At 62.3% G+C, this 20,626-nt stretch carries 20 protein-coding genes; 15 read left to right on the forward strand and 5 right to left on the reverse strand.

What is annotated here, in order from left to right:
* Positions 1-19 precede the first annotated feature (19 nt).
* The gene (locus tag F2P47_RS10110; RefSeq protein WP_152216239.1) at positions 20-688 is read left to right on the forward strand and encodes a hypothetical protein; all 669 of its coding nucleotides are present in this window, start codon (positions 20-22) and stop codon (positions 686-688) included.
* Positions 689-697: 9 nt separating this feature from the next.
* Here the strand turns inward: F2P47_RS10110 and tldD are convergent, their stop codons facing one another.
* A complete protein-coding gene (tldD, locus tag F2P47_RS10115) occupies positions 698-2,131 on the reverse strand; it encodes a metalloprotease TldD (protein WP_152216240.1) in 1,434 nt (477 codons plus the stop codon).
* 42 nt (positions 2,132-2,173) lie between these two features.
* On the reverse strand, positions 2,174-2,572 hold the full coding sequence (locus F2P47_RS10120; protein WP_152216241.1) for a hypothetical protein: 399 nt from the start codon (positions 2,570-2,572) through the stop codon (positions 2,174-2,176).
* A 568-nt stretch (positions 2,573-3,140) separates the two neighbouring features.
* On the opposite strand from F2P47_RS10120, the gene coxB reads away from it, so the two are divergent.
* The 12 genes from coxB (at position 3,141) to F2P47_RS10180 (ending at position 16,937) form a co-directional block, all read left to right on the forward strand.
* A complete protein-coding gene (gene coxB / locus F2P47_RS10125; RefSeq protein ID WP_152216242.1) occupies positions 3,141-3,995 on the forward strand; it encodes a cytochrome c oxidase subunit II in 855 nt (284 codons plus the stop codon).
* Positions 3,996-4,050: 55 nt separating this feature from the next.
* Positions 4,051-5,658, forward strand: coding sequence for a cytochrome c oxidase subunit I (gene ctaD, locus F2P47_RS10130; RefSeq protein ID WP_152216243.1), 1,608 nt, complete (start codon positions 4,051-4,053; stop codon positions 5,656-5,658).
* A gap of 20 nt (positions 5,659-5,678) precedes the next feature.
* On the forward strand, positions 5,679-6,644 hold the full coding sequence (gene cyoE, locus F2P47_RS10135; RefSeq protein ID WP_152216244.1) for a heme o synthase: 966 nt from the start codon (positions 5,679-5,681) through the stop codon (positions 6,642-6,644).
* 10 nt (positions 6,645-6,654) lie between these two features.
* The gene (locus tag F2P47_RS10140) at positions 6,655-6,867 is read left to right on the forward strand and encodes a hypothetical protein (protein ID WP_152216245.1); all 213 of its coding nucleotides are present in this window, start codon (positions 6,655-6,657) and stop codon (positions 6,865-6,867) included.
* A gap of 47 nt (positions 6,868-6,914) precedes the next feature.
* Positions 6,915-7,754, forward strand: coding sequence for a cytochrome c oxidase subunit 3 (locus tag F2P47_RS10145; protein WP_152216246.1), 840 nt, complete (start codon positions 6,915-6,917; stop codon positions 7,752-7,754).
* Between the two features lie 73 nt (positions 7,755-7,827).
* Positions 7,828-8,202, forward strand: a complete 375-nt coding sequence (locus F2P47_RS10150; RefSeq protein ID WP_152216247.1) for a DUF983 domain-containing protein — start codon at positions 7,828-7,830, stop codon at positions 8,200-8,202.
* On the forward strand, positions 8,202-8,948 hold the full coding sequence (locus F2P47_RS10155) for an SURF1 family protein (protein WP_152216248.1): 747 nt from the start codon (positions 8,202-8,204) through the stop codon (positions 8,946-8,948). The genes F2P47_RS10150 and F2P47_RS10155 overlap by 1 nt, the downstream gene beginning before the upstream one ends.
* Positions 8,945-10,456 carry a carboxypeptidase M32 gene (locus F2P47_RS10160; RefSeq protein WP_152216249.1) on the forward strand — a complete coding sequence of 504 codons (1,512 nt, stop codon included), beginning with the start codon at positions 8,945-8,947 and terminating at the stop codon, positions 10,454-10,456. The genes F2P47_RS10155 and F2P47_RS10160 overlap by 4 nt, the downstream gene beginning before the upstream one ends.
* Positions 10,457-10,566: 110 nt before the next feature.
* Positions 10,567-11,970, forward strand: a complete 1,404-nt coding sequence (gene thrC, locus F2P47_RS10165) for a threonine synthase (RefSeq protein WP_152216375.1) — start codon at positions 10,567-10,569, stop codon at positions 11,968-11,970.
* Positions 11,971-11,988: 18 nt separating this feature from the next.
* The gene (locus F2P47_RS10170; RefSeq protein WP_152216250.1) at positions 11,989-13,260 is read left to right on the forward strand and encodes a M16 family metallopeptidase; all 1,272 of its coding nucleotides are present in this window, start codon (positions 11,989-11,991) and stop codon (positions 13,258-13,260) included.
* A gap of 67 nt (positions 13,261-13,327) precedes the next feature.
* Positions 13,328-13,915, forward strand: a complete 588-nt coding sequence (locus F2P47_RS10175; RefSeq protein WP_152216251.1) for a GNAT family N-acetyltransferase — start codon at positions 13,328-13,330, stop codon at positions 13,913-13,915.
* Positions 13,916-13,934: 19 nt separating this feature from the next.
* Positions 13,935-16,937 (forward strand): putative bifunctional diguanylate cyclase/phosphodiesterase, encoded by a 3,003-nt coding sequence (locus F2P47_RS10180; RefSeq protein WP_185681058.1) that lies wholly within the window; start codon positions 13,935-13,937, stop codon positions 16,935-16,937.
* Between the two features lie 6 nt (positions 16,938-16,943).
* On the opposite strand, the gene F2P47_RS10185 is transcribed toward F2P47_RS10180, so the two are convergent.
* Entirely contained in the window at positions 16,944-17,564 is a 621-nt protein-coding gene (locus F2P47_RS10185) for a YqgE/AlgH family protein (protein ID WP_152216253.1), read from the reverse strand.
* Between the two features lie 160 nt (positions 17,565-17,724).
* Between F2P47_RS10185 and F2P47_RS10190 the strand changes: the two genes are divergently transcribed.
* On the forward strand, positions 17,725-18,534 hold the full coding sequence (locus F2P47_RS10190; protein WP_185681059.1) for a protein-disulfide reductase DsbD domain-containing protein: 810 nt from the start codon (positions 17,725-17,727) through the stop codon (positions 18,532-18,534).
* 124 nt (positions 18,535-18,658) lie between these two features.
* Positions 18,659-19,144 carry a peroxiredoxin gene (locus tag F2P47_RS10195; protein WP_152216255.1) on the forward strand — a complete coding sequence of 162 codons (486 nt, stop codon included), beginning with the start codon at positions 18,659-18,661 and terminating at the stop codon, positions 19,142-19,144.
* Between the two features lie 57 nt (positions 19,145-19,201).
* Here F2P47_RS10195 and rnhA read toward each other — a convergent pair whose 3' ends face one another.
* Together rnhA and thrB are read right to left on the reverse strand one after the other, a co-directional pair.
* Positions 19,202-19,654, reverse strand: coding sequence for a ribonuclease HI (rnhA, locus tag F2P47_RS10200; protein WP_152216256.1), 453 nt, complete (start codon positions 19,652-19,654; stop codon positions 19,202-19,204).
* Entirely contained in the window at positions 19,654-20,616 is a 963-nt protein-coding gene (gene thrB, locus F2P47_RS10205; protein WP_152216257.1) for a homoserine kinase, read from the reverse strand. The genes rnhA and thrB overlap by 1 nt, the downstream gene beginning before the upstream one ends.
* Positions 20,617-20,626: the final 10 nt, after the last annotated feature.

Genomic DNA, 20,626 nt, shown 5'->3' on the forward strand with positions numbered 1-20,626 from the left:
AATTGGGAGTTGAGGCGAGATGAGCGCTCTAAGTCCTGAATTTTTGGAATGGATATGGTCCTACAGACAAGTATTCAAATGGTTTGACGAGTTTGATGCTGCTGCTCTTAAGCTTAATCCGGCTGAATGGGACGGAGATACTCAGCTAAAATTCCTTACGACATATGGGCTGACGCGCGGCGTTGCCCACCAAAGCTTGCAATCAAATTTCACGAGGATTGTCGATAAATTACATGCACTATTTGGTAACAGACTTGACGAAGGCAACGCTCTAAATGATTTAAATAATCGTTGGAGCGAGGGAATAAATGTGGTTCGAGATATTCAAAATGGCCGTGATCTAAAATCCTTCACATCGAAGCTATTGTGGTTTTATCAGCCCAAACACATGACGATGTTTGATGAATTTGCGCGGTGTGGCTTGCGAAAGTGGAAACTCAGCCAGACTGCAAAAGGCGCGCTCAACGTCAACGAGAAGAATTTTCTAGAATTGTTCGACGATTTCTACCTCGGAAGTGCGAGTTGGATCGAAGCGGCAGCCCGTTATTGTGATCGCTCTTATCCATACCCTCGGCGGATTGCCGATCAATGGCTTTGGTTGAACGGAAGGCCTGCTCGTGAGAAGAAGGCCATCCTGGACCGGTTTCGGGTATCAATAGAGAGTTCGCCTATCTTCGAGCATTATTGATGGGCGGCCTCACGCCGCCTTCGCCGTTCCGCCGACCGTCAGCCCGTTGATCCGCAGCGTTGCCTGACCGACGCCGACGGGGACGCCCTGGCCGGCCTTGCCGCAAGTGCCGATGCCCGGATCGAGTTTCATGTCGTTTCCGATCATGGCGACGCGGGTGAGCACATCCGGTCCGTTGCCGATGAGGGTTGCGCCCTTCACCGGCGCGCCGATCTTGCCGTTCTCGATGAGATAGGCCTCGGTGCAGGTGAAGACGAACTTGCCGCTGGTGATGTCGACCTGTCCGCCGCCGAAGGAGACGGCATAAAGGCCCTTCTTCACCGAGCGCAGGATTTCGTCGGGCTCGTGGTTGCCCGAGAGCATGTAGGTGTTGGTCATGCGTGGCATGGGCTGATGCGCGTAAGATTCGCGCCGCCCGTTGCCGGTGGGCGCCATGCCCATGAGGCGGGCATTCATCCGGTCCTGCATGTAGCCCTTGAGGATGCCGTCCTCGATCAGCACGGTGCGCGAGGTCGGTGTGCCTTCATCGTCGACCGAGAGCGACCCGCGGCGGTTCGCCAGCGTGCCATCGTCGACGACCGTGACGCCGGGGGCGGCGACGCGGCTCCCGAGCAGGCCGGAGAAGGCGGAGGTCTTCTTGCGGTTGAAATCGCCTTCAAGCCCGTGACCGATCGCTTCATGAAGCAGGATTCCCGGCCATCCCGGCCCGAGCACGACATCCATCTCGCCGGCCGGTGCCGGAACTGAATCCAGATTCACTAAAGCCTGACGCAAGGCTTCGTCGACCTGCGCCTGCCATTGCAGCGGGTCTATATAAATGTCGTAGCCGGTGCGGCCGCCGACGCCGTAGCTGCCGGTTTCCTGCCGGTCGCCCTGACCGGCGATGACGGAGACGTTAAGCCGGACGAGGGGGCGGATGTCGCGAACGGAGCTGCCATCCGGACGAAGAATCTCGACGGCCTGCCACTCGCCGACCAGGGACGCCGAAACCTGCCGGACGCGGGAATCCTTGTCGCGGGCATAGGCGTCAATATCTGAAAGCAGCTTCACTTTTTGCTCGAAGCTCTGGGCGCCGAGCGGGTTCTCGTCGGAATAGAGATGAATGTTGGTTCGCTTCGGGCCATCGGCCAGTGTGAAGCTTCGCCCCTGCTTCACCGCCTGCACGGCCTCGCCTGCGCGCTTGATCGCGCCTTCCGAAAGGTCGGACGCATGGGCATAGCCGGTCGATTCGCCGACCACGCAGCGCAGGCCGAATCCCTGCGACGTGTCGAAATTCGCCGTCTTGAGTCGGCCGTCATCGAAGGCAAGCGCCTCTGATTGGCGATATTCGAGGAAGAGCTCGCCATCCTCCGCGCCGTCGAGCGCATTGCCCACGAGTTTCTCGACCCGTGAACGGTCGAGCCCGGCTTGCGAGAAGAAAAGGTCGTCAGCGGAGTTGCTCATGGATATTCCCGATCTTGCCGTCAGGGGTTGCCGGAACGGCAGTTATTTGCGCGCGAGCCATTCCTCGACCGGCACCAGCCGCCGGGGCAGGCCCGACAGGTCGCAGCGCACGATGCTCGAGCCGCAGCTATAGAGCGGATATTGCACCACGCGGAGCAGCTTCAGATCGACCAGAAAAACGCCGTTGATGCGGCCGAACCAGTTGTCCCACTCGGTGAAGCGCCAGTCTTGCCAGCCCGCGGGCGGGGGAGCGATCACGTCTTCCACCATATCGGGATGACAGGCGCAGAATCCAACCACGGAGCGGCCCGGATTACGCGGATCGAGATAGGGCGCGGCTTCGCTGATGAGATCGGGCGCCGCCGAACCGTTGGCGGCAAGGACGAGTCCGGCCGAAATCTGCCGGCCATAATGGAAATGGATCAGGGCCTCGTCACGCATCTACACCTCGCCTCCTGAGAGTGACTATCACTTTACTCTTTTGCGACGCAGCGTCGATCCCCTTCCCGTAATGCGCGGTGGGGTCGGCGAGGGGCCGGACAAGCAGTCCTGATTGTGGCAAAACGTCGCAAAAGGCCGTCGAGGGATGTGGCCGATCGCCGCTGCGTGTCTATACTCGCGGCACGACTCGGCAAGAACGAAAATCAAGAGTGATCCGCCTCTTCCTTCCGTTCTCCGAAAGGCGGCAGCAATTTCAGGCATCGAGGTGCTTGCGGCGGGCATCGGTTTATGTTTTCTGACGCCCAGAATTCGGAGTGCGGCTTTTCGCCCCGCGACGGCGCGGCCTATTGATCGGGTCGGCGACTTGCGAATCGAGGCGAGAGGATGGACGGGGGGAGTTCCGTAAGTCCGGGGGGACGGGCAGCGGACATCTCAACCAAGAGACAAGGCCTGCGGTTTCGCAGGATCGGTATTTGTGTTGGCAGGTCGAAACTTCTTCGCAAGGCGACGCTCTTCGGCAGGAAGACGTCCGTCTCAAACGGGAAGACACTGGGAGCTGGGAACGAGCATGCGGTTTCTGATTGGTATGGGCCTTTTCGCGTTCGCGCTGGCGATCGGTCATCTGGATGGCGGGTTCATCGCCTCGGCTCTCGCGGACGGCATGCCGGCGCCCAGGGAAATGGGCATGCAGGCGGCAGCGACGCCGGTCATGGAAGACCTGGTCGCCTTCCACAACCTGCTCCTCTACATCATCACCGCGATCGTCATCTTCGTTACGCTGTTGCTCATCATCGTGATGGTGCGTTTCAACAGCAAGGCGAACCCGACGCCGTCCAAGACGACGCACAACACGCTCATCGAAGTGCTGTGGACCGTTCTGCCGGTGATGATCCTCGTCGTCATCGCAATCCCGTCCTTCCGTCTCCTCTACAAGGAAGTCGTGATTCCGAAGGCCGACCTCACGGTGAAGGCGACCGGCTACCAGTGGTACTGGGGCTATGAATATCCCGACAATGGCGGCCTCTCCTTTGATTCCAACGTCGTCGCCGATGCGGATCTGAAACCCGGCCAGCCGCGACTTCTCACCGCCGACAATTCGATGGTCGTTCCCGTCGACACCACGGTCCGCGTGATCGTCACCGGCGCCGACGTGATCCACTCCTTCGCAGTTCCCTCTTTCGGGGTGAAGATCGACGCCATTCCGGGCCGCCTCAACGAGACGTGGTTCAAGGCGACCAAGACCGGCATGTATTACGGCCAGTGCTCCGAGCTTTGCGGCCAGGCCCACGCCTTCATGCCGATCAGCATCAAGGTCGTGACGAAGGAAGAATTCACAAGCTGGCTCGCGGAGCAGAAGAAGTCGGCCGATGCAGGCTCGTCTTCCGCGACGGTGAAGACGGCGCAAGCCGACATCGCGCACTGAACCCGGCTTTGGCTTTGACAGACAACAGAACAGTTAAGAGCGAAGGATAAGACAGATGGCAGGGCAAGCTCACGCCGCGCACGCCGGTCACGCCGACCACCCCACGGGCTGGAGGCGATACGTCTATTCGACCAACCACAAAGACATCGGCACGATGTACCTGATCTTCGCGATCTTCTCGGGTCTCGTCGGCGGTGCGATGTCGGTGATGATCCGCATGAACCTGATGTATCCGGGCGGCGGCATCCTTCACCTCGATCACAACCTCTACAACGTGCTCGTGACCGGCCACGGCCTGATCATGATCTTCTTCATGGTCATGCCCGCCATGATCGGCGGCTTCGGCAACTGGTTTGTGCCGATCATGATCGGCGCGCCGGACATGGCCTTCCCGCGCATGAACAACATTTCGTTCTGGCTGCTGCCGCCCGCGCTGGCGCTGCTATTCATTTCGATCTTCGTGCCCGGTCAGCCGGGCGGCGATGGCGCCGCCGGTGGCTGGACGATCTATCCGCCGCTCTCGACCACGGGCACGCCCGGACCGGCGATGGATTTCGCGATCCTCTCGCTTCATATCGCCGGCGCCTCGTCGATCCTTGGTGCGATCAACTTCATCACCACGATCTTCAACATGCGCGCCCCGGGCATGACGCTGCACAAGATGCCGCTCTTCGTCTGGTCGGTTCTGGTGACGGTGTTCCTGCTTCTTCTCTCGCTCCCGGTTCTTGCCGGCGGGATCACGATGCTCCTGACGGACCGCAACTTCGGCACGACTTTCTTCAAGCCTGAAGGCGGCGGCGATCCGGTGCTCTTCCAGCATCTCTTCTGGTTCTTCGGTCACCCCGAAGTGTACATCCTCATCCTGCCGGGCTTCGGCATGATCAGCCAGATCATCTCGACCTTCTCGCGCAAGCCCGTCTTCGGTTATCTCGGCATGGCCTATGCCATGGTTGCGATCGGTGTCGTCGGCTTCGTCGTGTGGGCTCACCACATGTATACGGTCGGTCTCTCGGTCAACACGCAGGCTTATTTCGTCGCTGCGACGATGGTCATCGCGGTTCCCACGGGCATCAAGATCTTCTCCTGGATTGCCACGATGTGGGGCGGATCGATCGAGTTCCGTGCGCCGATGGTCTGGGCGATCGGCTTTATCTTCCTCTTCACCATCGGCGGTGTGACGGGCGTCGTGCTCGCTAATGCCGGCGTCGATCGCGTGCTGCAGGACACTTACTACGTCGTCGCGCACTTCCACTACGTGCTGTCGCTCGGTGCCGTCTTCGCGATCTTCGCGGGCTGGTACTACTGGTTCCCGAAGATCACGGGCTACATGTACAGCGAGTTCCTGGCGAAGCTGCACTTCTGGACGATGTTCGTGGGCGTGAACATGGTGTTCTTCCCGCAGCATTTCCTCGGCCTCTCGGGCATGCCGCGCCGCTATGCGGACTACCCGGATGCCTTCGCCTTCTGGAACTACGTTTCGTCGATCGGTTCCTACATCTCGGTCGTCGGCGTTGGCGTCTTCCTCGTCTGCGTGATCCACGCCTTCGTGAGGAAACAGAAGGCTGCGGACAATCCGTGGGGCGAGGGCGCGACGACGCTGGAGTGGACGCTGTCCTCCCCGCCGCCGTTCCATCAGTTCAACGAATTGCCCCGCATTAAGTAAGCAAGGACCGGTCCCGAAAGATGTCGGACAGTTCGATCGCAAGCGAACGCCTCGGAAGCGAAGCCCTGCCGCAAAGCGGCATGGCCTCGCCCCGGGACTATTTCGAGCTCCTGAAGCCGCGCGTCATGTCGCTGGTGGTCTTCACGGGGCTCGTCGGGCTTGTGGTCGCGCCTGGACACATCAATCCGGTCATCGCCTTCACGGCGCTGCTCTGCATCGCGATCGGCGCGGGCGCGTCGGGCGCGCTCAACATGTGGTACGACGCCGATATCGACGCGAAGATGGCGCGTACCGCGAACCGGCCCATTCCGGCAGGCCGCGTCACTCCGGGCGAAGCTTTTGCCTGGGGCATCACTCTTTCGGTCGGCTCCGTGTTGACGATGGCACTTGCCGTCAATAACACCGCGGCCTTCCTGCTCGCATTCACGATCTTCTTCTATGCCGTCATCTATACGATGGGGTTGAAGCGCCGTACGCCGCAGAATATCGTCATCGGCGGCGCAGCCGGCGCTTTCCCGCCCATGATCGGCTGGGCGGCGGTTACGGGCAATGTCACGATCCCCTCGATCGTGCTCTTCCTCATCATCTTCATGTGGACGCCGCCGCATTTCTGGGCGCTCGCCCTGTTCCGCTCCAAGGATTACAAGGATGCTGGCGTGCCGATGCTTCCCGTGGTCGCGGGCGAGGCGGAGACGCGGCGCCAGATCCTGATCTATTCGGTACTCCTCGTGCCTGTAACGCTGGCGCCGGGCTTTCTCGGCTTTGCGGGCTTCATCTATACGGGCGTGACGGCGGTTCTGGGCGCTGTCTTCCTTGTCTTCGCGTGGCGGGTCTTCGCATCGCGCGCGGATACGGACGTGGCCAAGGCCGCGCAGGACAAGGCGGCAAAGCATCTATTCGCCTATTCGATCCTCTATCTGTTCCTCCTGTTCAGCACCTTGCTGGTGGAACACGCTTTCGGCTTCTCAATCCCATTTGGCATGTGAGGGGAACCCCATGAGCGAAGACAATAACCACGGCGCGCCGCAAGTGCCGCAGCAGTGGACCGAAGAACAGTTGAAGCGCCGCCGCCAGCGCAATCTGGCGCTGGCCTGGGTACTCGGCGCGCTGGTGACGCTGTTTTTCGTCATCACCATCGCGAAGCTCGGCGGCAATGTCGCGAAGCGGCCTGTCGTCGGAGCTGCGGACAGAATTGAACAAGTTGGTTAAGAGCATTCGGCGATAGCTCGCCGGACGGGAAGTGGAGAACAGGGGACATGGCTGACGCTCACGCCAAACATCACGACTACCATCTCGTAGATCCGAGCCCGTGGCCATTCGTTGCCTCGGTCGGAGCCTTCGTTCTCGCCGTTGGCGCGGTGCTCTACATGCATGGCGACCCGCTCTGGTACATGGCGCCCGGCTTCGCCATCGTCATCTACACGATGATCGGCTGGTGGAGCGACGTCGTGCGCGAAGCGAACCACGGCTTCCATACGCCGGTGGTTCAGCTTCACCTGCGTTACGGCATGCTGCTTTTCATCGCTTCGGAAGTGATGTTCTTCGTCGCCTGGTTCTGGGCATTCTTCGACGCGAGCCTCTTCTCCGGCGAAGTGAAGCAGGCCGCGCGCACCGCCTTCACCGGCGGTCACTGGCCGCCCCAGGGCATCGAGGCCTTCGACCCCTGGCACATTCCGCTGCTGAACACGCTGATCCTGCTCACTTCGGGCACGACGGTGACCTGGGCCCATCACGCGCTGCTGCATGACGACCGCAAGGGTCTCATCCAGGGCCTCGTGCTCACGGTGGTCCTCGGCCTGATCTTCACCTCGTTGCAGGCATTCGAGTATTACCACGCGGAATTCTCCTTCGCGGGCAACATCTATGGCGCGACCTTTTTCATGGCGACCGGCTTCCACGGCTTCCATGTCATCGTCGGCACGATCTTCCTCGCGGTGTGCCTTGGCCGCGCGATCAACGGCCAGTTCACGTCGAAGCAGCATTTCGGCTTCGAGGCGGCGGCCTGGTACTGGCACTTCGTGGACGTGGTCTGGCTCTTCCTTTTTGCCAGCATCTACATCTGGGGCTCGCACGGCGCCGTTGTTCACGGCGGCTGAGCGGCGCGAACGCTCATTGAACAGGGCGGCTCCGTTTGATACGGGGCCGCCTTTCTTCTTTCAGGAGGTTGATATGGACGACCGCTTTTATCCGCCGCAATCCTCACTGAAAGTGGGCCTCAAGAATTGCTGCCCGCGCTGCGGTGAGGGGAAGCTCTTCACAGGCTTTCTTACCATTCCGCCGAAATGCGACAAGTGCGGCCTCGACTATGATTTTGCCGATGCGGGCGACGGCCCGGCGGTCTTCATCATGATGATCGCCGGCTTCATCGTTGTCGGCCTCGCGCTCTATGTTGAATTCACCTATCAGCCGCCTTACTGGGTGCATGCGGTGTTGTGGATTCCGCTGACGCTTCTTCTTACCGTCGGTCTGCTCCGTCCGCTCAAGGGCTGGCTCATCGCGCAGCAGTACAAGCACAAGGCTCGCGAGGGGCGGCTCGAGAATTGATGGCGAGTGGAAATCCATATTTTCGGCCGCTCCTCTGGCCGACGATTGCGACGGCGATCGCGCTGGCGATCCTGATCGGTCTCGGCGTCTGGCAGATTGAGCGCCTCCACTGGAAGCTCGATCTCATCGCCACTATCGACGCGCGCATGGCAGCGCCCGCTGAGTCCGCGCCCGCACCGGCGGCATGGGCGGGCCTCGATCCAAAGGCGCTCGAATATCATCACCTGCGCCTCGTCGGCACCTTCCGCCACGACAAGGAACTTTTTTATTTCGGTCAGGGTGACGAGGGCGTCGCGGGCTATGACGTCATCACGCCGCTCGTCCTCAAGGATGGCGGCGGCATCGTGCTCGTCGATCGCGGCTTTATCCCCGAGGAGTTGAAGGAACCGGCGCTCCGCAAGGCGGGGGAGGTCGAAGGCGAGGTGACGGTCGTCGGTGTCGCCCGCGCGCCGCAGGCTCGGGACGCGTTCACGGTGGCGGACGATGCCCGGCGCAATATCTGGTTCACGCGCGATCCGCGGACCATGGGTGCGGCCGTCGGTCTCGGGCCGGTAGCACCCTTCTATGTGGAAGCCGACGCGACGCCCAATCCCGGCGGATGGCCGAAGGGTGGACGTACACGCGTTGACATACGCAATGAGCACTTCCAATACGCGCTGACCTGGTTCGGTCTCGCGCTCGGCCTGCTCGCCGTTTATCTCTTTTATCATCGCTCGCAGGGACGCATCGGACGACCGAAAGCATGAACGCGCTCAACTCGATTTCCGCCTATGAAACCTTGAAGTCGCGCTTCCATCGCCTCGCCGCCCTGCAGGGCGCGCAGTCGGTGCTGCATTGGGATCGCGCGACCATGATGCCGGAAGGCGGCGCCAAGGCGCGCGCCGAACAGCAGGCGGCGCTGGCGATGATCTGCCACGACATGCTGACCTCGCCACAGCTGGCTGAACTCGTCGCGAGCGCTGAGGAGACCGCATCGTCGCTTCCCGAATGGGATCGTGCCAATCTCGCCGAGATGCGCCGTCTTCTCGTTCATGCCAATGCGACGCCGGCCGATCTTGTCGAGCGGCTCGCGCGGCAGCGCTCCGAAACGGAAATGGTGTGGCGCCACGCGCGCGCCGCCAATGATTATGCATCGCTCGCGCCCGGCCTCGACAAGCTCATCTCGCTTGCCCGCGAGCAGGCGGCGGCGAAGGCCGATGCGCTCGGCCTCGATCCTTATGATGCGCTGCTCGACGGTTACGATCCCGGCCGCCGCTCCGTGGAGATCGACAGGCTCTTCGCCGAACTCGAAAGCTTCCTGCCGTCGCTTCTGCAAGAGGTCATGAAAGCGCAGAAGGCTGCGCCACAGCCTCTCGCGATCGAAGGTCCTTTCCCGATCGCTCTGCAGGAAAAACTCGGCCGCGAGATCATGGGCGTGCTGGGTTTCGACTTTCAGCATGGCCGGCTCGATGTCAGCCACCATCCCTTCAGCGGCGGCGTGCCCGACGACAGCCGCATCACCACGCGCTACGACGAAAGTGACTTCACCGAAAGCCTCATGGGCATCATCCATGAGACTGGCCATTCGCTATACGAGCGCGGGCTTCCGGAGGAGTGGCGCCACCAGCCGGTGGGCCGCTCGCGCGGCATGACGATCCATGAGAGCCAGTCTCTGCTGTTCGAGATGCAGGCGGCGAGATCCTCAGCCTTTGTCGGCTGGCTAACGCCGCGCCTCAAGGCGGCCTTCGGCGGCGAGGGGCCGGCCTGGTCGCCCGAGAATCTCCTTCGCCACTACCGCAAGGTCGGCCCAAGCCTGATCCGCGTGCAGGCCGACGAGGTCACCTATCCGCTGCATGTGATCCTGCGCTACCGGCTGGAGCGCGCGATGATCGCGGGCGAGCTTGGCGCGGCAGACCTTCCCGCCGCATGGAACGAGGGCATGCGGCGCTATCTCGGCATCACCCCTCCGGACGACGCTTCTGGCTGCATGCAGGATATTCACTGGCCGTCCGGCTCCTTCGGTTATTTTCCCACTTATACGCTCGGCGCGTTGGCCGCAGCCCAGCTCTTCGCGGCGGCAAAGACCGCGGTGCCGGGGCTTGAAGAGGCACTGGGGCGGGGCGATGTCGCGCCGCTGCTCGGCTGGATCAGGGAAAATGTCCATGGGCGCGGCTCGTCGCTCATGCCGGATGACATCATCGCCTCTGCGACGGGTGGTCCTCTTGGAACGGGGGCCTTCCGGCGCCATATCGAGGTTCGGTATCTGGGCCGGTGAGTCTTCTGGAGCTTCTTTCCTGAAACCCCATCGGCTGTTTGCCTCTGCCAGCCGGCAGGGCTAGGTTACGGCCTGTCGGGTCACAGAGACCGGCTATCCTGGAGATTATGGTGAAGTACGTCAGCACAAGGGGACAATCCCCCGAGCTTGAATTCGAGGACGTATTGCTTGCGGGCCTGGCTCGCGACGGCGGCCTTTATGTGCCCGTTGAGTGGCCGCAGTTCTCGGAGCGCAAGATCAGGGCGCTGGCCGGGCTCTCCTATCAGGAGGTCGCCTTCCGCGTCATGCGGCCCTTCATCGGGCCGTCGATCTCGGATGCAGAGCTTTCGACGATGATCGGCGAGGCCTATGCGAGCTTCGGCCACAAGGCCGTGGTGCCGCTGGTCCAGACCGGCTCGAACGACTGGCTGCTCGAACTTTTTCATGGGCCGACGCTCGCCTTCAAGGACGTGGCGATGCAGATTCTCGCCCGGCTTTTCGATCATGTGCTGGCCAAGCGCGGCCAGCGGATCACGGTCGTCGGTGCGACGTCGGGCGACACGGGTTCCGCCGCCATCGAGGCTTTCCGCGGCCGTGACACGACCGACATCTTCATCATGCATCCCAAGGGCCGCGTCAGCGAAGTGCAACGCCGCCAGATGACGACGGTGCTCGACGCGAATGTCCACAACATCGCCATCGAAGGCTCCTTCGACGATTGCCAGGCGCTGGTGAAGGCGATGTTCAACGACCATGCCTTCCGCGACGAGATTTCGCTGGCAGGCGTGAACTCGATCAACTGGGGCCGCGTCATGGCCCAGATCGTCTATTTCTTCACGAGCGCCGTGGCGCTTGGCGCGCCTGCGCGACCTGTTTCCTTCTCGGTGCCCACGGGCAATTTCGGCGACATCTTCGCGGGCTATGTGGCGAGCCGCATGGGACTGCCGATTTCGCGGCTGCTCGTTGCGACCAATCAAAACGACATTCTTGCGCGCACGCTTCACACCGGGCGCTACGAAGTCGGTCAGGTCATGCCGAGCATGAGCCCGAGCATGGACATTCAGGTCTCGTCGAATTTCGAGCGCCTCGTCTATGACGCCTATGGCCGCGACGGCGCGGTGGTGCGGCGTCTGATGCAGAGCCTCGCGCAGTCGGGAGCGTTCGAGATCGACGCGCTGCGTCTCGATACGATCCGCACGCTCTTTGCCGCAAAGCGCGTGAGCGAAGAGGAAACGGCGCGGACCATTGCCGAGACGCTGGCGGAGACCGGCGAACTCGTCGATCCGCATACGGCAGTGGGCCTTGCCGCGGCGAAGGCTGAACGCGGCGACGGCGCGACGCCGATGGTGACGCTGGCGACGGCGCATCCGGCTAAATTCCCGGATGCGGTCAAGCAGGCGACGGGCGTTCATCCCGAACTTCCGCCACGCATGCAGGATCTTTTCGAACGTCGGGAGCGTCTCGATGTGCTGCCCAACGATCTTCAAGCCGTGGAGGGGTTCATTCGGGAGCGGGCGCGGGCAGTTGTTGCGTAGCAAGGTCTGGAGTTTCTAATGGCTGTCAGTGTGACGAGGCTGGAAAGCGGCCTTACCGTCGTGACCGATAACATGCCGCATCTCGAAACTGCGTCGGTCGGCGTGTGGGTCGACACGGGTGCGCGCAACGAAAGCGTCGATCAGCACGGCGTTTCGCATCTGCTTGAACACATGGCTTTCAAGGGCACGCAGCGCCGTTCGGCACGTGCCATCGCGGAAGAAATCGAGAATGTCGGCGGGCATCTCAACGCCCACACGACGCATGAATCGACCGCCTATTACGCGCGTGTGCTGAAGAACGATACGCCGCTTGCCGTCGACATCATTTCCGACATTCTCCAACACTCCGTTTTCGAGGCAGGCGAGCTCGAGCGCGAGCGCGGCGTCGTCATTCAGGAAATCGGGCAGTCGCTCGATACGCCGGACGATCTCGTCTTCGACCATTTGCTTGAAGCGGCCTATCCGGGACAGGCGCTCGGGCGCACCATTCTCGGCACCGTCGATACGGTGAAGAGCTTCGGCCGCGAGGCGTTGCAGGGCTATATGGACGAGCGCTATCAGGCGCCGCGCATGGTGCTTGCGGCGGCGGGCGGTGTCGATCACGACGAACTCGTTTCACTCGCGCAGGAGGGTTTTGCTGCGCTTCCGAGTGGAAAGGGCGAGGGCGCCGAGCCTGCAAAGTTCCGCGGTGGCGAGAGGCGCGAAACGCGCGATCTCGAACAGGCGCATGTAGCGCTGGCCTTCGAGGGCCCCGCCTATGGCGATCCCGATTATTATACCGCGCAGATATTTTCGAGCGTGTTGGGTGGCGGCATGTCTTCTCGCCTCTTCCAGGAAGTGCGGGAGAAGCGCGGCCTCTGCTATTCGGTCTTCGCCTATTCCTGGTCCTTCGTCGATACGGGTGTGCTCGGCATCTACGCGGGCACCTCGCCGGACGATCTCGCGGAGCTCATGCCCGTGATCTCGGGCGAGATTACGCGGCTTGGCGAGGACGCGACCGAGGAAGAGACGGCGCGTGCCAAGGCGCAGATGAAGGCCGGGCTTCTGATGAACCTCGAATCCTCCGCATCGCGCGCCGAGCAGATCGCGCGCCAATACATGATCTATGGTCGTGTGCTGACGCTCGACGAGATGATCGCCAAAGTGGATGCGGTAGATGCCGCGTCGCTCCGCCGCTTCGCGAGTCGGTTCCTTTCGAAGGCGACGCCGGCGCTTGCCGCCGTGGGGCCTCTCGAGGGCGCGGGCGGCGGGCTTGAATCCTATGAGCGTCTCGCGGCAAGATTTGCATAAGATCGTGTGAGAGGCGCCGGTTCGATTGTGGGACCCGACGGGCTCACACTTGCAAAACCGGTGCGGCATGGCCTTTCTGAGATCCATATCGAAGCCCGAGACGCCGCCGGTGATTCTCGGCGATGGCGTCTTTCTGCGTGGACCCCAGATGGGCGACTATGCCGAATGGGCCTCGCTCCGCGACCGCAGCCGCGATTTTCTCACGCCCTGGGAGCCGACCTGGCCGGTCGACGACCTCACGCGTCAGGCCTTTCGCAGACGGCTCCGTCGCTATCTGCGCAGCGTGAGGGAAGATCAGGCCTACCCCTTCTTCATATTTCGCGAGCATGATGAGGCGCTGCTTGGCGGCTGCACGCTTTCCAACGTGCAGCGCGGCGTGCAGCAGTCCTGTACACTCGGCTACTGGGCGGGCGAGATCCATGCGGGGAAGGGCCATGTCACGCAGGCCGTGCGGGCGCTTATCCCCTATGTGTTCGAAGAGTTGAAACTGCATCGGCTTCAGGCGGCGTGCTTGCCTGAAAATGAGCGATCCAAGGCGGTCCTGCGGAAGTGTGGCTTTCACGAAGAGGGTTATGCGCGGGGCTATTTGAGAATTAACGGGATGTGGCGCGACCATGTCGTCTTTGCCATTCTGCGAGACGATCCGCGCTTGTGAGCGTACGAGAGGGGGAGTGATGCCAAGAGGCCTGAAGGGCATGCGCGCGGCCGGTGCGCTGGCTGCGCTTTTGTTTACGCTCATGCCCGGAGTTTCGCACGCGCTCGACGCGGTTGCACTCGACGATCCGCGCGCCGTCGTCAATCTGACGCCTTTCACCGAGCGCTATGAGGAACATGGGCAGAAGCTGACCATTGAAGCGCCCGACAGCGGCGCCGATAATCAGGAAACGCCCCCGCCGGCCAACGCCGCGACTCCGGCAGCGCCCCAAACGTCGGCGCCGGCTGAGGCGGCCGATGGCGAGGGGGCGGATGGCGTGCCGGAGGATAACGGCTCGGTCACGCTCTCCGACGGCTCGCCCGAGGCGAAGGGCGTCTGGCTCGCGACCGCGCTTCGCAACCGGGCGCAGGACCCGGTCACGCGCTATCTCGTTGCCGACCGTCGGGGTGAGGGCTTTCTCAATCTCATCTGGCCGCACCCGGCGCCAGAGATCGATCGCGCCTATGCGGCTGGCGCCGAAGATCCGATCCCGCTGCCCACCGAGGCGAGGGCGGGCTTTTCCGTTCTCTCGCTCACCGTCGATCCGGTGACGAGCGTGACCGTGGCGCTCCATTCCGAAAAGCCCGCGCCCGCTTCGCTCTATATGTGGAACCCGACCGCCTGGCAGGCTTTCAACAGGCGGCTCTCGCTCATCGAGGGGGGCATGCTCGGCGTGGTCGCCGGGCTCGCAATCTATCTTGCCGCGCTCGCCGTTCTCACGCGGATGCCTGCGGCCCGGGCAACCGCCGTTTTGCTCGGCACGGGCTTTTTCGTCGAGCTCGCGGAGTTCGGCTATCTCTCGATGATGGTCGGCGCTTCGGCCAGGTGGGATCTCATTTTCCGAATTTGGACGCTTGCGCTTTTCGCCAGCGCCACCTTCGCGCTCGAACGCTATTTCCTCGATCTCGAAAGGCATTTTCCGCGCGCGTCGCGCATCGCCCGCATCATGAGCCTTGCGGTCCTCGCCTGCATTCCCGTTTCGATAGTCTGGCCCGAGGCAAGCGGATTGCTCGTGCGGCTTTGCCTGGCCGTCGCGCTTTTCGGCGGCGCGCCGCTCGTCGTGCTGGCGGCCCTCAGGGGCATCAGGCCCGCGCAGCTTCTCATTCCGGGTACGGTGCTTTTCGGTCTTGCCGGGCTGGTCGGCGCGCTTTACGCGGCGGGCTGGTTGCCGGGAACCTTTATCGGAACGTCGCTCGCCGTGGGTATCTTCACCATTGCGCTGGTGCTCTTCGCCTTTGCTGCCGCCTATCAGGCGCAGGGTGGCCGCCGCCGCACCGATGTCGGAACGGTGCGGAGCGAGCAGCGCCATGCCTTCGCGCTATCGGGTGCGCGGCAGGGCGTCTGGGACTGGGATATCGTTACCGACACGCTCTATGTCTCGCCCTCGGTCGAGGCGTCGCTCGGCCTTGAAGCGGGAACATTGGGCGGGAATGAGCTCTCCTGGCGCGAGCACATGCATCCCGCCGATCGCGAAACCTACCGCAATGCGCTCAACGCCTATATCGGGCGCGGCAATGTTTCATTCATGCTCGAATTTCGCATGCGTCATTCGGACGATGATTTCCGCTGGGTGGCGCTCAATGCGAGTTGCATTGCGGGGCCGGAAGGTTTTGCCACGCGCTGTGTGGGCACCGTGAGCGACATCACGCCGCGCAAGATGGCGGAGGAACGGCTGTTTCACGACGCGGTACATGACAGCCTGACCGGCCTTCCCAATCGCGCGCTTTTCATGGACCGTCTCGACCGGGCCATTCATCGCACGGGGCACATGGACAGGCCGCGCGCGGCGCTGCTGTTGCTCGATCTCGACCGCTTCAAGAACGTCAATGACAGCCTTGGCCATTCGGGCGGGGACGCGCTTCTCATTGCCGTGGCGCGGCGGCTCGAATCCATGGTGACGCAGGAAGACACGGTAGCGCGCATCGAGGGAGACGAGTTCGGAATTCTGCTCGCGACGCGCACCTCGCGCGCCGATGCAAAGGCCTTCGCGGAATCGCTTGAGGAGTTCCTGTCGCAGCCGATTGAAATTGGCGGTCACGAAGTCTTTCCGTCTTCGTCAATCGGCGTTGCCGTATGCGAGGACAGTCACGAGCGGCCTGAACAGCTTCTGATCGAAGCGGAAATCGCCATGTACCGTTCCAAGCGGTCAGGCAAGGCGCATATCGAGGTTTTTGAATCCGGCATGCGCGGTGAGGCGGACGACAATCTGAGCCTCGATGCCGATCTCAGGCATGCAGTGGAGCGCAAGCAGTTCGAACTCTATTATCAACCGATCATGTCGCTCGTCGACGGAACCGTGCGCGGCTTCGAGGCGCTGGTGCGCTGGAACCACCCCGAGCGTGGGCTTCTCATGCCCGACGATTTCGTTCCGTTTGCGGAGGAGATTGGCCTCATCCACGATATAGGCCGTTTCGCGCTCCGGTCGGCAAGCGAGGAGCTTGCGACCTGGCAGAAATTGTTCCCGCAGGAAAAGCCGCTCTTTGTCAGCGTCAATGTTTCAAGCCGTCAGCTTCTGCGACACGACGTGATCGATGACCTGAAGCGCGTTCTCCATCGCATCGACATCGTGCCGGGGTCTCTGAAACTTGAGGTGACGGAATCTCTGATCATGGAGAACCCCGAATTCTCCGCCCAGATGCTGAGCCGCGTGAAGGCGCTGGGCGCCGGACTGTCGCTTGACGACTTCGGCACCGGCTATTCGAGCCTCTCCTATCTGCAGCGCTTCCCCTTCGACACGCTGAAGGTCGACAGATCCTTCGTGGCAGGGATGTCGACCGACCGCGAAACGCCGGTCATCATTCGCTCGATCGTGCGGCTTGCGCATGATCTCGGCATGGAGGTCGTGGCGGAGGGAACGGAGAGCGAGGAGCAGGCGCGCGATCTATCCGTCATGGGTTGTGATTATGCGCAGGGTTTCTATTTCGGCCAGCCCATGCGCGCGGCCGAGGCGCTCGACTTCATCGCGCGTTACACGCACAGGTAAACACGATCAGGCGTGACCCGCTTCGCCGGACAATAGCGAGAGGTCGATGCCGATTTTCGACAGGGCGGAGTAATATTTCCGGTCGAGATTGATGCCGAAAAGAAGCTCCGGGTCCGGATCGCAATGGAGCCAGCCATTGGCCTGTATTTCGGCTTCGAGCTGGCCCGGCGCCCAGCCGGCATAGCCAAGTGCGAGCAACGCGCGGCTCGGGCCGCGGCCGCGGGCGATGGCGCGAAGAATGTCGAGGCTTGCGGTAAGGCCGACATCCTCGTCCACCGGCAGCGTCGAATCCTCGGAGAAATAATCCTGCGTATGCAGCACAAAGCCGCGCCCGGCCTCGACAGGTCCGCCGACAAGCACGGGGCAATTCGTGGTGCCCGGTACGCGCAGCGGGCTTTCGCTGGGCACGGGAATGGCGAGCTTGTCGAGAAGATCCGGAAGCGTGATATTGGGTGCAGCCTTGTTGACCACAATCCCCATCGCGCCTTCGGGATTATGCACACACAGATAAATGACGGTGCGTTCAAAGCGGTCATCGCCGATCTGCGGCATGGCGATAAGCATCTTGCCTTCGAGGAAACCCTCCTCGACGGGCTTGCAGGATAGAGGTGGCGAAATCTGGCTCATGCATACCTACTTGTGCTGTGCCGCGCCGTACTCAAGGCCTCATTTAAATATTGTTGACCCTTGCGCCGTCGATGTCACGCGAGAATCCTGCATGATGCCGCGCTGGGCGCGCCGAGGCATGATGCTCTATCATCAACGCTTGGTATTGTGGGACGTGGACATGGCTACGATGAGAGCAGGAATATTGGCGGCAGCGGCGCGGATTGCCGCCATTTTTCTGCTGCTCGGCGTCGCGCCCGCGCGGGCGGCCGATACGACCGAGGCAGCGCGGCTGCAACTTCTCGCGGGGGCGACGGGACATGGGGCGGGGCCCTTCCTCGCCGGCCTTCGAATGGAGATTGCAGCGGGCTGGCACACCTATTGGCGCCTGCCGGGCGATTCGGGTTTCGCGCCGCACTTCGACTGGTCGGCGTCGCGCAATGTCGCGTCGGTCGATCTGCGCTGGCCCGCGCCGGAGCGCTTCGACGCGCCGGGAGATTCAACTTTCGGTTATGCCGGGGAAGTCGTCTGGCCGCTTCTTGTCACCGCGAAGGACGCGACGAAGCCGGTCAAGCTTGCGGTGAAATTTTCCTATGGCGTCTGTTCCAACATCTGCGTGCCGGGCGAGGCCGAACTGAGCCTCTCGATTCCCGTTTCGGCGGATGCGGCCGCAACGCCGGAGTCGAAACTTATCCGTCGTTTCCTGGCGTGCATTCCGGAAGAGCCGGCCGATCCTTCCATCCTCTCCGCGCGTTTGGACGGGGCGGCGCTCCGCATCCGCTACCGGGCCGAGGGTGAGGCACCGCAGCTCATTATCGAAGGGCCGAAAGGGTTCTGGTTCGACAAACCGCGGGTGGCGAGGGCGGGCGGGACGATCGAATATGCGGTGCCGTTTGAAGCGTCGAAAGGGAGGGCGCTCAAGGGCGCGCGCGTCAAGCTCACCTTGTCGGGCCCCGAAACCGCCATCGAGGCCGTGCGTTCCGTCGAGTGAGCCATGCTCACGTCTTCGTGAGCGGATGGCTTCAACGCCGACTGGCGGCGGGCCTCGAATGCGGCTTTAATGCCCGCCGAACCGCGGGCCCCCGTGAGGGGCGCCACAAACATTGGAGGCTGCAATGACCATCAACGTCGGAGAAAAAATCCCGGACGTCACGCTGATGAAGCTCACCGAGAAGGGGCCCGTGCCGGTCAAGACTGCCGATCTTTTCAAGGGCCGCAAGGTCGTCGTCTTCGCGCTTCCCGGCGCCTTCACGCCGACCTGCTCGAACCAGCATCTGCCGGGCTTCATTCAGAAGGCCGACGAGATCAAGGCGAAGGGCGTGGACGAGATCGTCTGCCTCTCCGTCAACGATGCTTTCGTCATGGGCGCCTGGGGCAAGGCTCAGGGCACCGGCGACAAGGTGACGATGCTTGGTGACGGCAATGGTGAGCTGACGAAGAAGCTCGGTCTCGATTTCGACGGTTCGGGCTTCGGCATGGGCACGCGCAGCCTGCGCTACTCGATGCTTGTCGACGACGGCGTCGTGAAGTCGCTCAACAAGGAGCCGAACCCCGGCGAGGCGAAGGTCTCGGGCGCGGATAACATTCTGACCCAGATCTGAAGCGTTCGGCAGAAATGCAAAAGGGCCTCTCTCGGGAGGCCCTTTTGTTTTCGGCGTTCATTTGCCCTTCTGATAGGGCTCCATGCCGCGCCGTGCGAGTTCGTCAGCGCGCTCGTTGCCGTCGTGGCCGGAGTGACCTTTCACCCAGTGAAAGCTGACGTCGTGCGTTTCGAGCGCCAGTTCGAGGCGCTGCCACAGCTCGGCGTTCTTGACGGGCTTCTTGTCCGCCGTGCGCCAGCCATTGCGCTTCCAGTTGTGAATCCATTTGGTGATGCCGTCGCGCAGATAGACGGAGTCGGTGTGAAGCCGTGCATGAGATTCACGCTTCAGCGCCTCAAGCGCCATGATCGCGGCCATCAGCTCCATGCGGTTGTTGGTCGTCAGCTTCTCGCCGCCGCACATTTCCTTCTCGACACCCTTGTAGCGCAGCAGCGCGCCCCAGCCGCCCGGCCCCGGATTACCCGAACAGGCACCATCCGTATAAATCTCGATCGTCTCTGGAGTGGTCATCAGTCGAGGCCGTAGGCAGCGGGCGAGGAAAGGCTGCGGTGGAAGCGCAGGCGCTTGAGATATTCGAGTGGGTTCTTCGGTTTGACGAGCGCACCCGGCGGATGGTGGAGCCAGTCGTAAAGCCGCGTCAGCAGGAAGCGCATGGCGCTGCCTCGCGCCAGCAGCGGCAGCGCCGCAAGCTCCGCCGCATCGAGCGGGCGCACATGATTATAGGCCTGCGTCAGGGCGCGGGCCTTGGTGATGTTGAACGAACCATCATGCTCGAAGCACCAGGCGTTGAGGCAGATGGCGAGGTCGTAGGCGAGCGTGTCGTTGCAGGCGAAATAGAAGTCGATCACGCCGGAGAGATGTTCGCCGATGAAGAAGACATTGTCGGGAAAGAGGTCGGCATGGATCACGCCTTGCGGCAGATCATGCGGCCAGCTCGCTTCGAGTGCTGAAAGCTCGTCGGCAAGCTCGGCGGCAAGACCGCGCGACACTTCGTCGGCGCGGGCGCGGCTCGCTTCGAAAAGCGGACGCCAGCCGGAAACGGTCAGCGCATTGGCGCGGCGAAGCGGAAAATCAGCGCCGGCGAGGTGGAACCGCGCGAGTCCCGCGCCCAGTTCCGCGCAATGCTTCGGCTGCGGCTTGCGGACCGAAAGCCCTTCGAGAAAGCTGACGATGGCGGCAGGGCGGCCTGCAAGCGTGCCCAGCATCTCGCCCTTGCGGTCGCGGATCGGCACGGGGCAGGCGATGCCCTTCGAGGCGACATGATTCATCAGCCCAAGGAAGAAAGGCAGGTCTTCGGGTGCGACGCGCTTCTCGTAAAGGGTCAGCAGATAGGTGCCCGCAGTCGTATGAAGCAGGAAGTTCGAATTCTCGACGCCCTCCGCAATGCCCTTGTAGGAGCGCAGCTCGCCAATGTCATAGGTGGCGAGAAAAGCTTCGAGCTCGTCGTCGTCGACTTCCGTGTAAACAGCCATTCGAGAGTTC

The sequence above is a fragment of the Parvibaculum sedimenti genome, assembly GCF_009184905.1.
In the GTDB taxonomy this organism is placed as follows: domain Bacteria; phylum Pseudomonadota; class Alphaproteobacteria; order Parvibaculales; family Parvibaculaceae; genus Parvibaculum; species Parvibaculum sedimenti.

Excerpts from the sequence above, each read along its gene's own strand:
- F2P47_RS10195 (WP_152216255.1), top strand. The coding sequence starts at position 18,659 with ATGACCATCAACGTCGGAGAAAAAATCCCGGACGTCACGCTGATGAAG.
- F2P47_RS10140 (WP_152216245.1), top strand. The coding sequence starts at position 6,655 with ATGAGCGAAGACAATAACCACGGCGCGCCGCAAGTGCCGCAGCAGTGG.
- rnhA (WP_152216256.1), bottom strand. The coding sequence starts at position 19,654 with ATGACCACTCCAGAGACGATCGAGATTTATACGGATGGTGCCTGTTCG.
- thrB (WP_152216257.1), bottom strand. The coding sequence starts at position 20,616 with ATGGCTGTTTACACGGAAGTCGACGACGACGAGCTCGAAGCTTTTCTC.
- F2P47_RS10120 (WP_152216241.1), bottom strand. The coding sequence starts at position 2,572 with ATGCGTGACGAGGCCCTGATCCATTTCCATTATGGCCGGCAGATTTCG.
- F2P47_RS10175 (WP_152216251.1), top strand. The coding sequence starts at position 13,328 with ATGGCCTTTCTGAGATCCATATCGAAGCCCGAGACGCCGCCGGTGATT.
- F2P47_RS10190 (WP_185681059.1), top strand. The coding sequence starts at position 17,725 with ATGGCTACGATGAGAGCAGGAATATTGGCGGCAGCGGCGCGGATTGCC.
- coxB (WP_152216242.1), top strand. The coding sequence starts at position 3,141 with ATGCGGTTTCTGATTGGTATGGGCCTTTTCGCGTTCGCGCTGGCGATC.
- tldD (WP_152216240.1), bottom strand. The coding sequence starts at position 2,131 with ATGAGCAACTCCGCTGACGACCTTTTCTTCTCGCAAGCCGGGCTCGAC.
- F2P47_RS10110 (WP_152216239.1), top strand. The coding sequence starts at position 20 with ATGAGCGCTCTAAGTCCTGAATTTTTGGAATGGATATGGTCCTACAGA.
- F2P47_RS10180 (WP_185681058.1), top strand. The coding sequence starts at position 13,935 with ATGCCAAGAGGCCTGAAGGGCATGCGCGCGGCCGGTGCGCTGGCTGCG.
- F2P47_RS10150 (WP_152216247.1), top strand. The coding sequence starts at position 7,828 with ATGGACGACCGCTTTTATCCGCCGCAATCCTCACTGAAAGTGGGCCTC.
- ctaD (WP_152216243.1), top strand. The coding sequence starts at position 4,051 with ATGGCAGGGCAAGCTCACGCCGCGCACGCCGGTCACGCCGACCACCCC.
- F2P47_RS10185 (WP_152216253.1), bottom strand. The coding sequence starts at position 17,564 with ATGAGCCAGATTTCGCCACCTCTATCCTGCAAGCCCGTCGAGGAGGGT.
- F2P47_RS10145 (WP_152216246.1), top strand. The coding sequence starts at position 6,915 with ATGGCTGACGCTCACGCCAAACATCACGACTACCATCTCGTAGATCCG.
- F2P47_RS10160 (WP_152216249.1), top strand. The coding sequence starts at position 8,945 with ATGAACGCGCTCAACTCGATTTCCGCCTATGAAACCTTGAAGTCGCGC.
- F2P47_RS10155 (WP_152216248.1), top strand. The coding sequence starts at position 8,202 with ATGGCGAGTGGAAATCCATATTTTCGGCCGCTCCTCTGGCCGACGATT.
- F2P47_RS10170 (WP_152216250.1), top strand. The coding sequence starts at position 11,989 with ATGGCTGTCAGTGTGACGAGGCTGGAAAGCGGCCTTACCGTCGTGACC.
- cyoE (WP_152216244.1), top strand. The coding sequence starts at position 5,679 with ATGTCGGACAGTTCGATCGCAAGCGAACGCCTCGGAAGCGAAGCCCTG.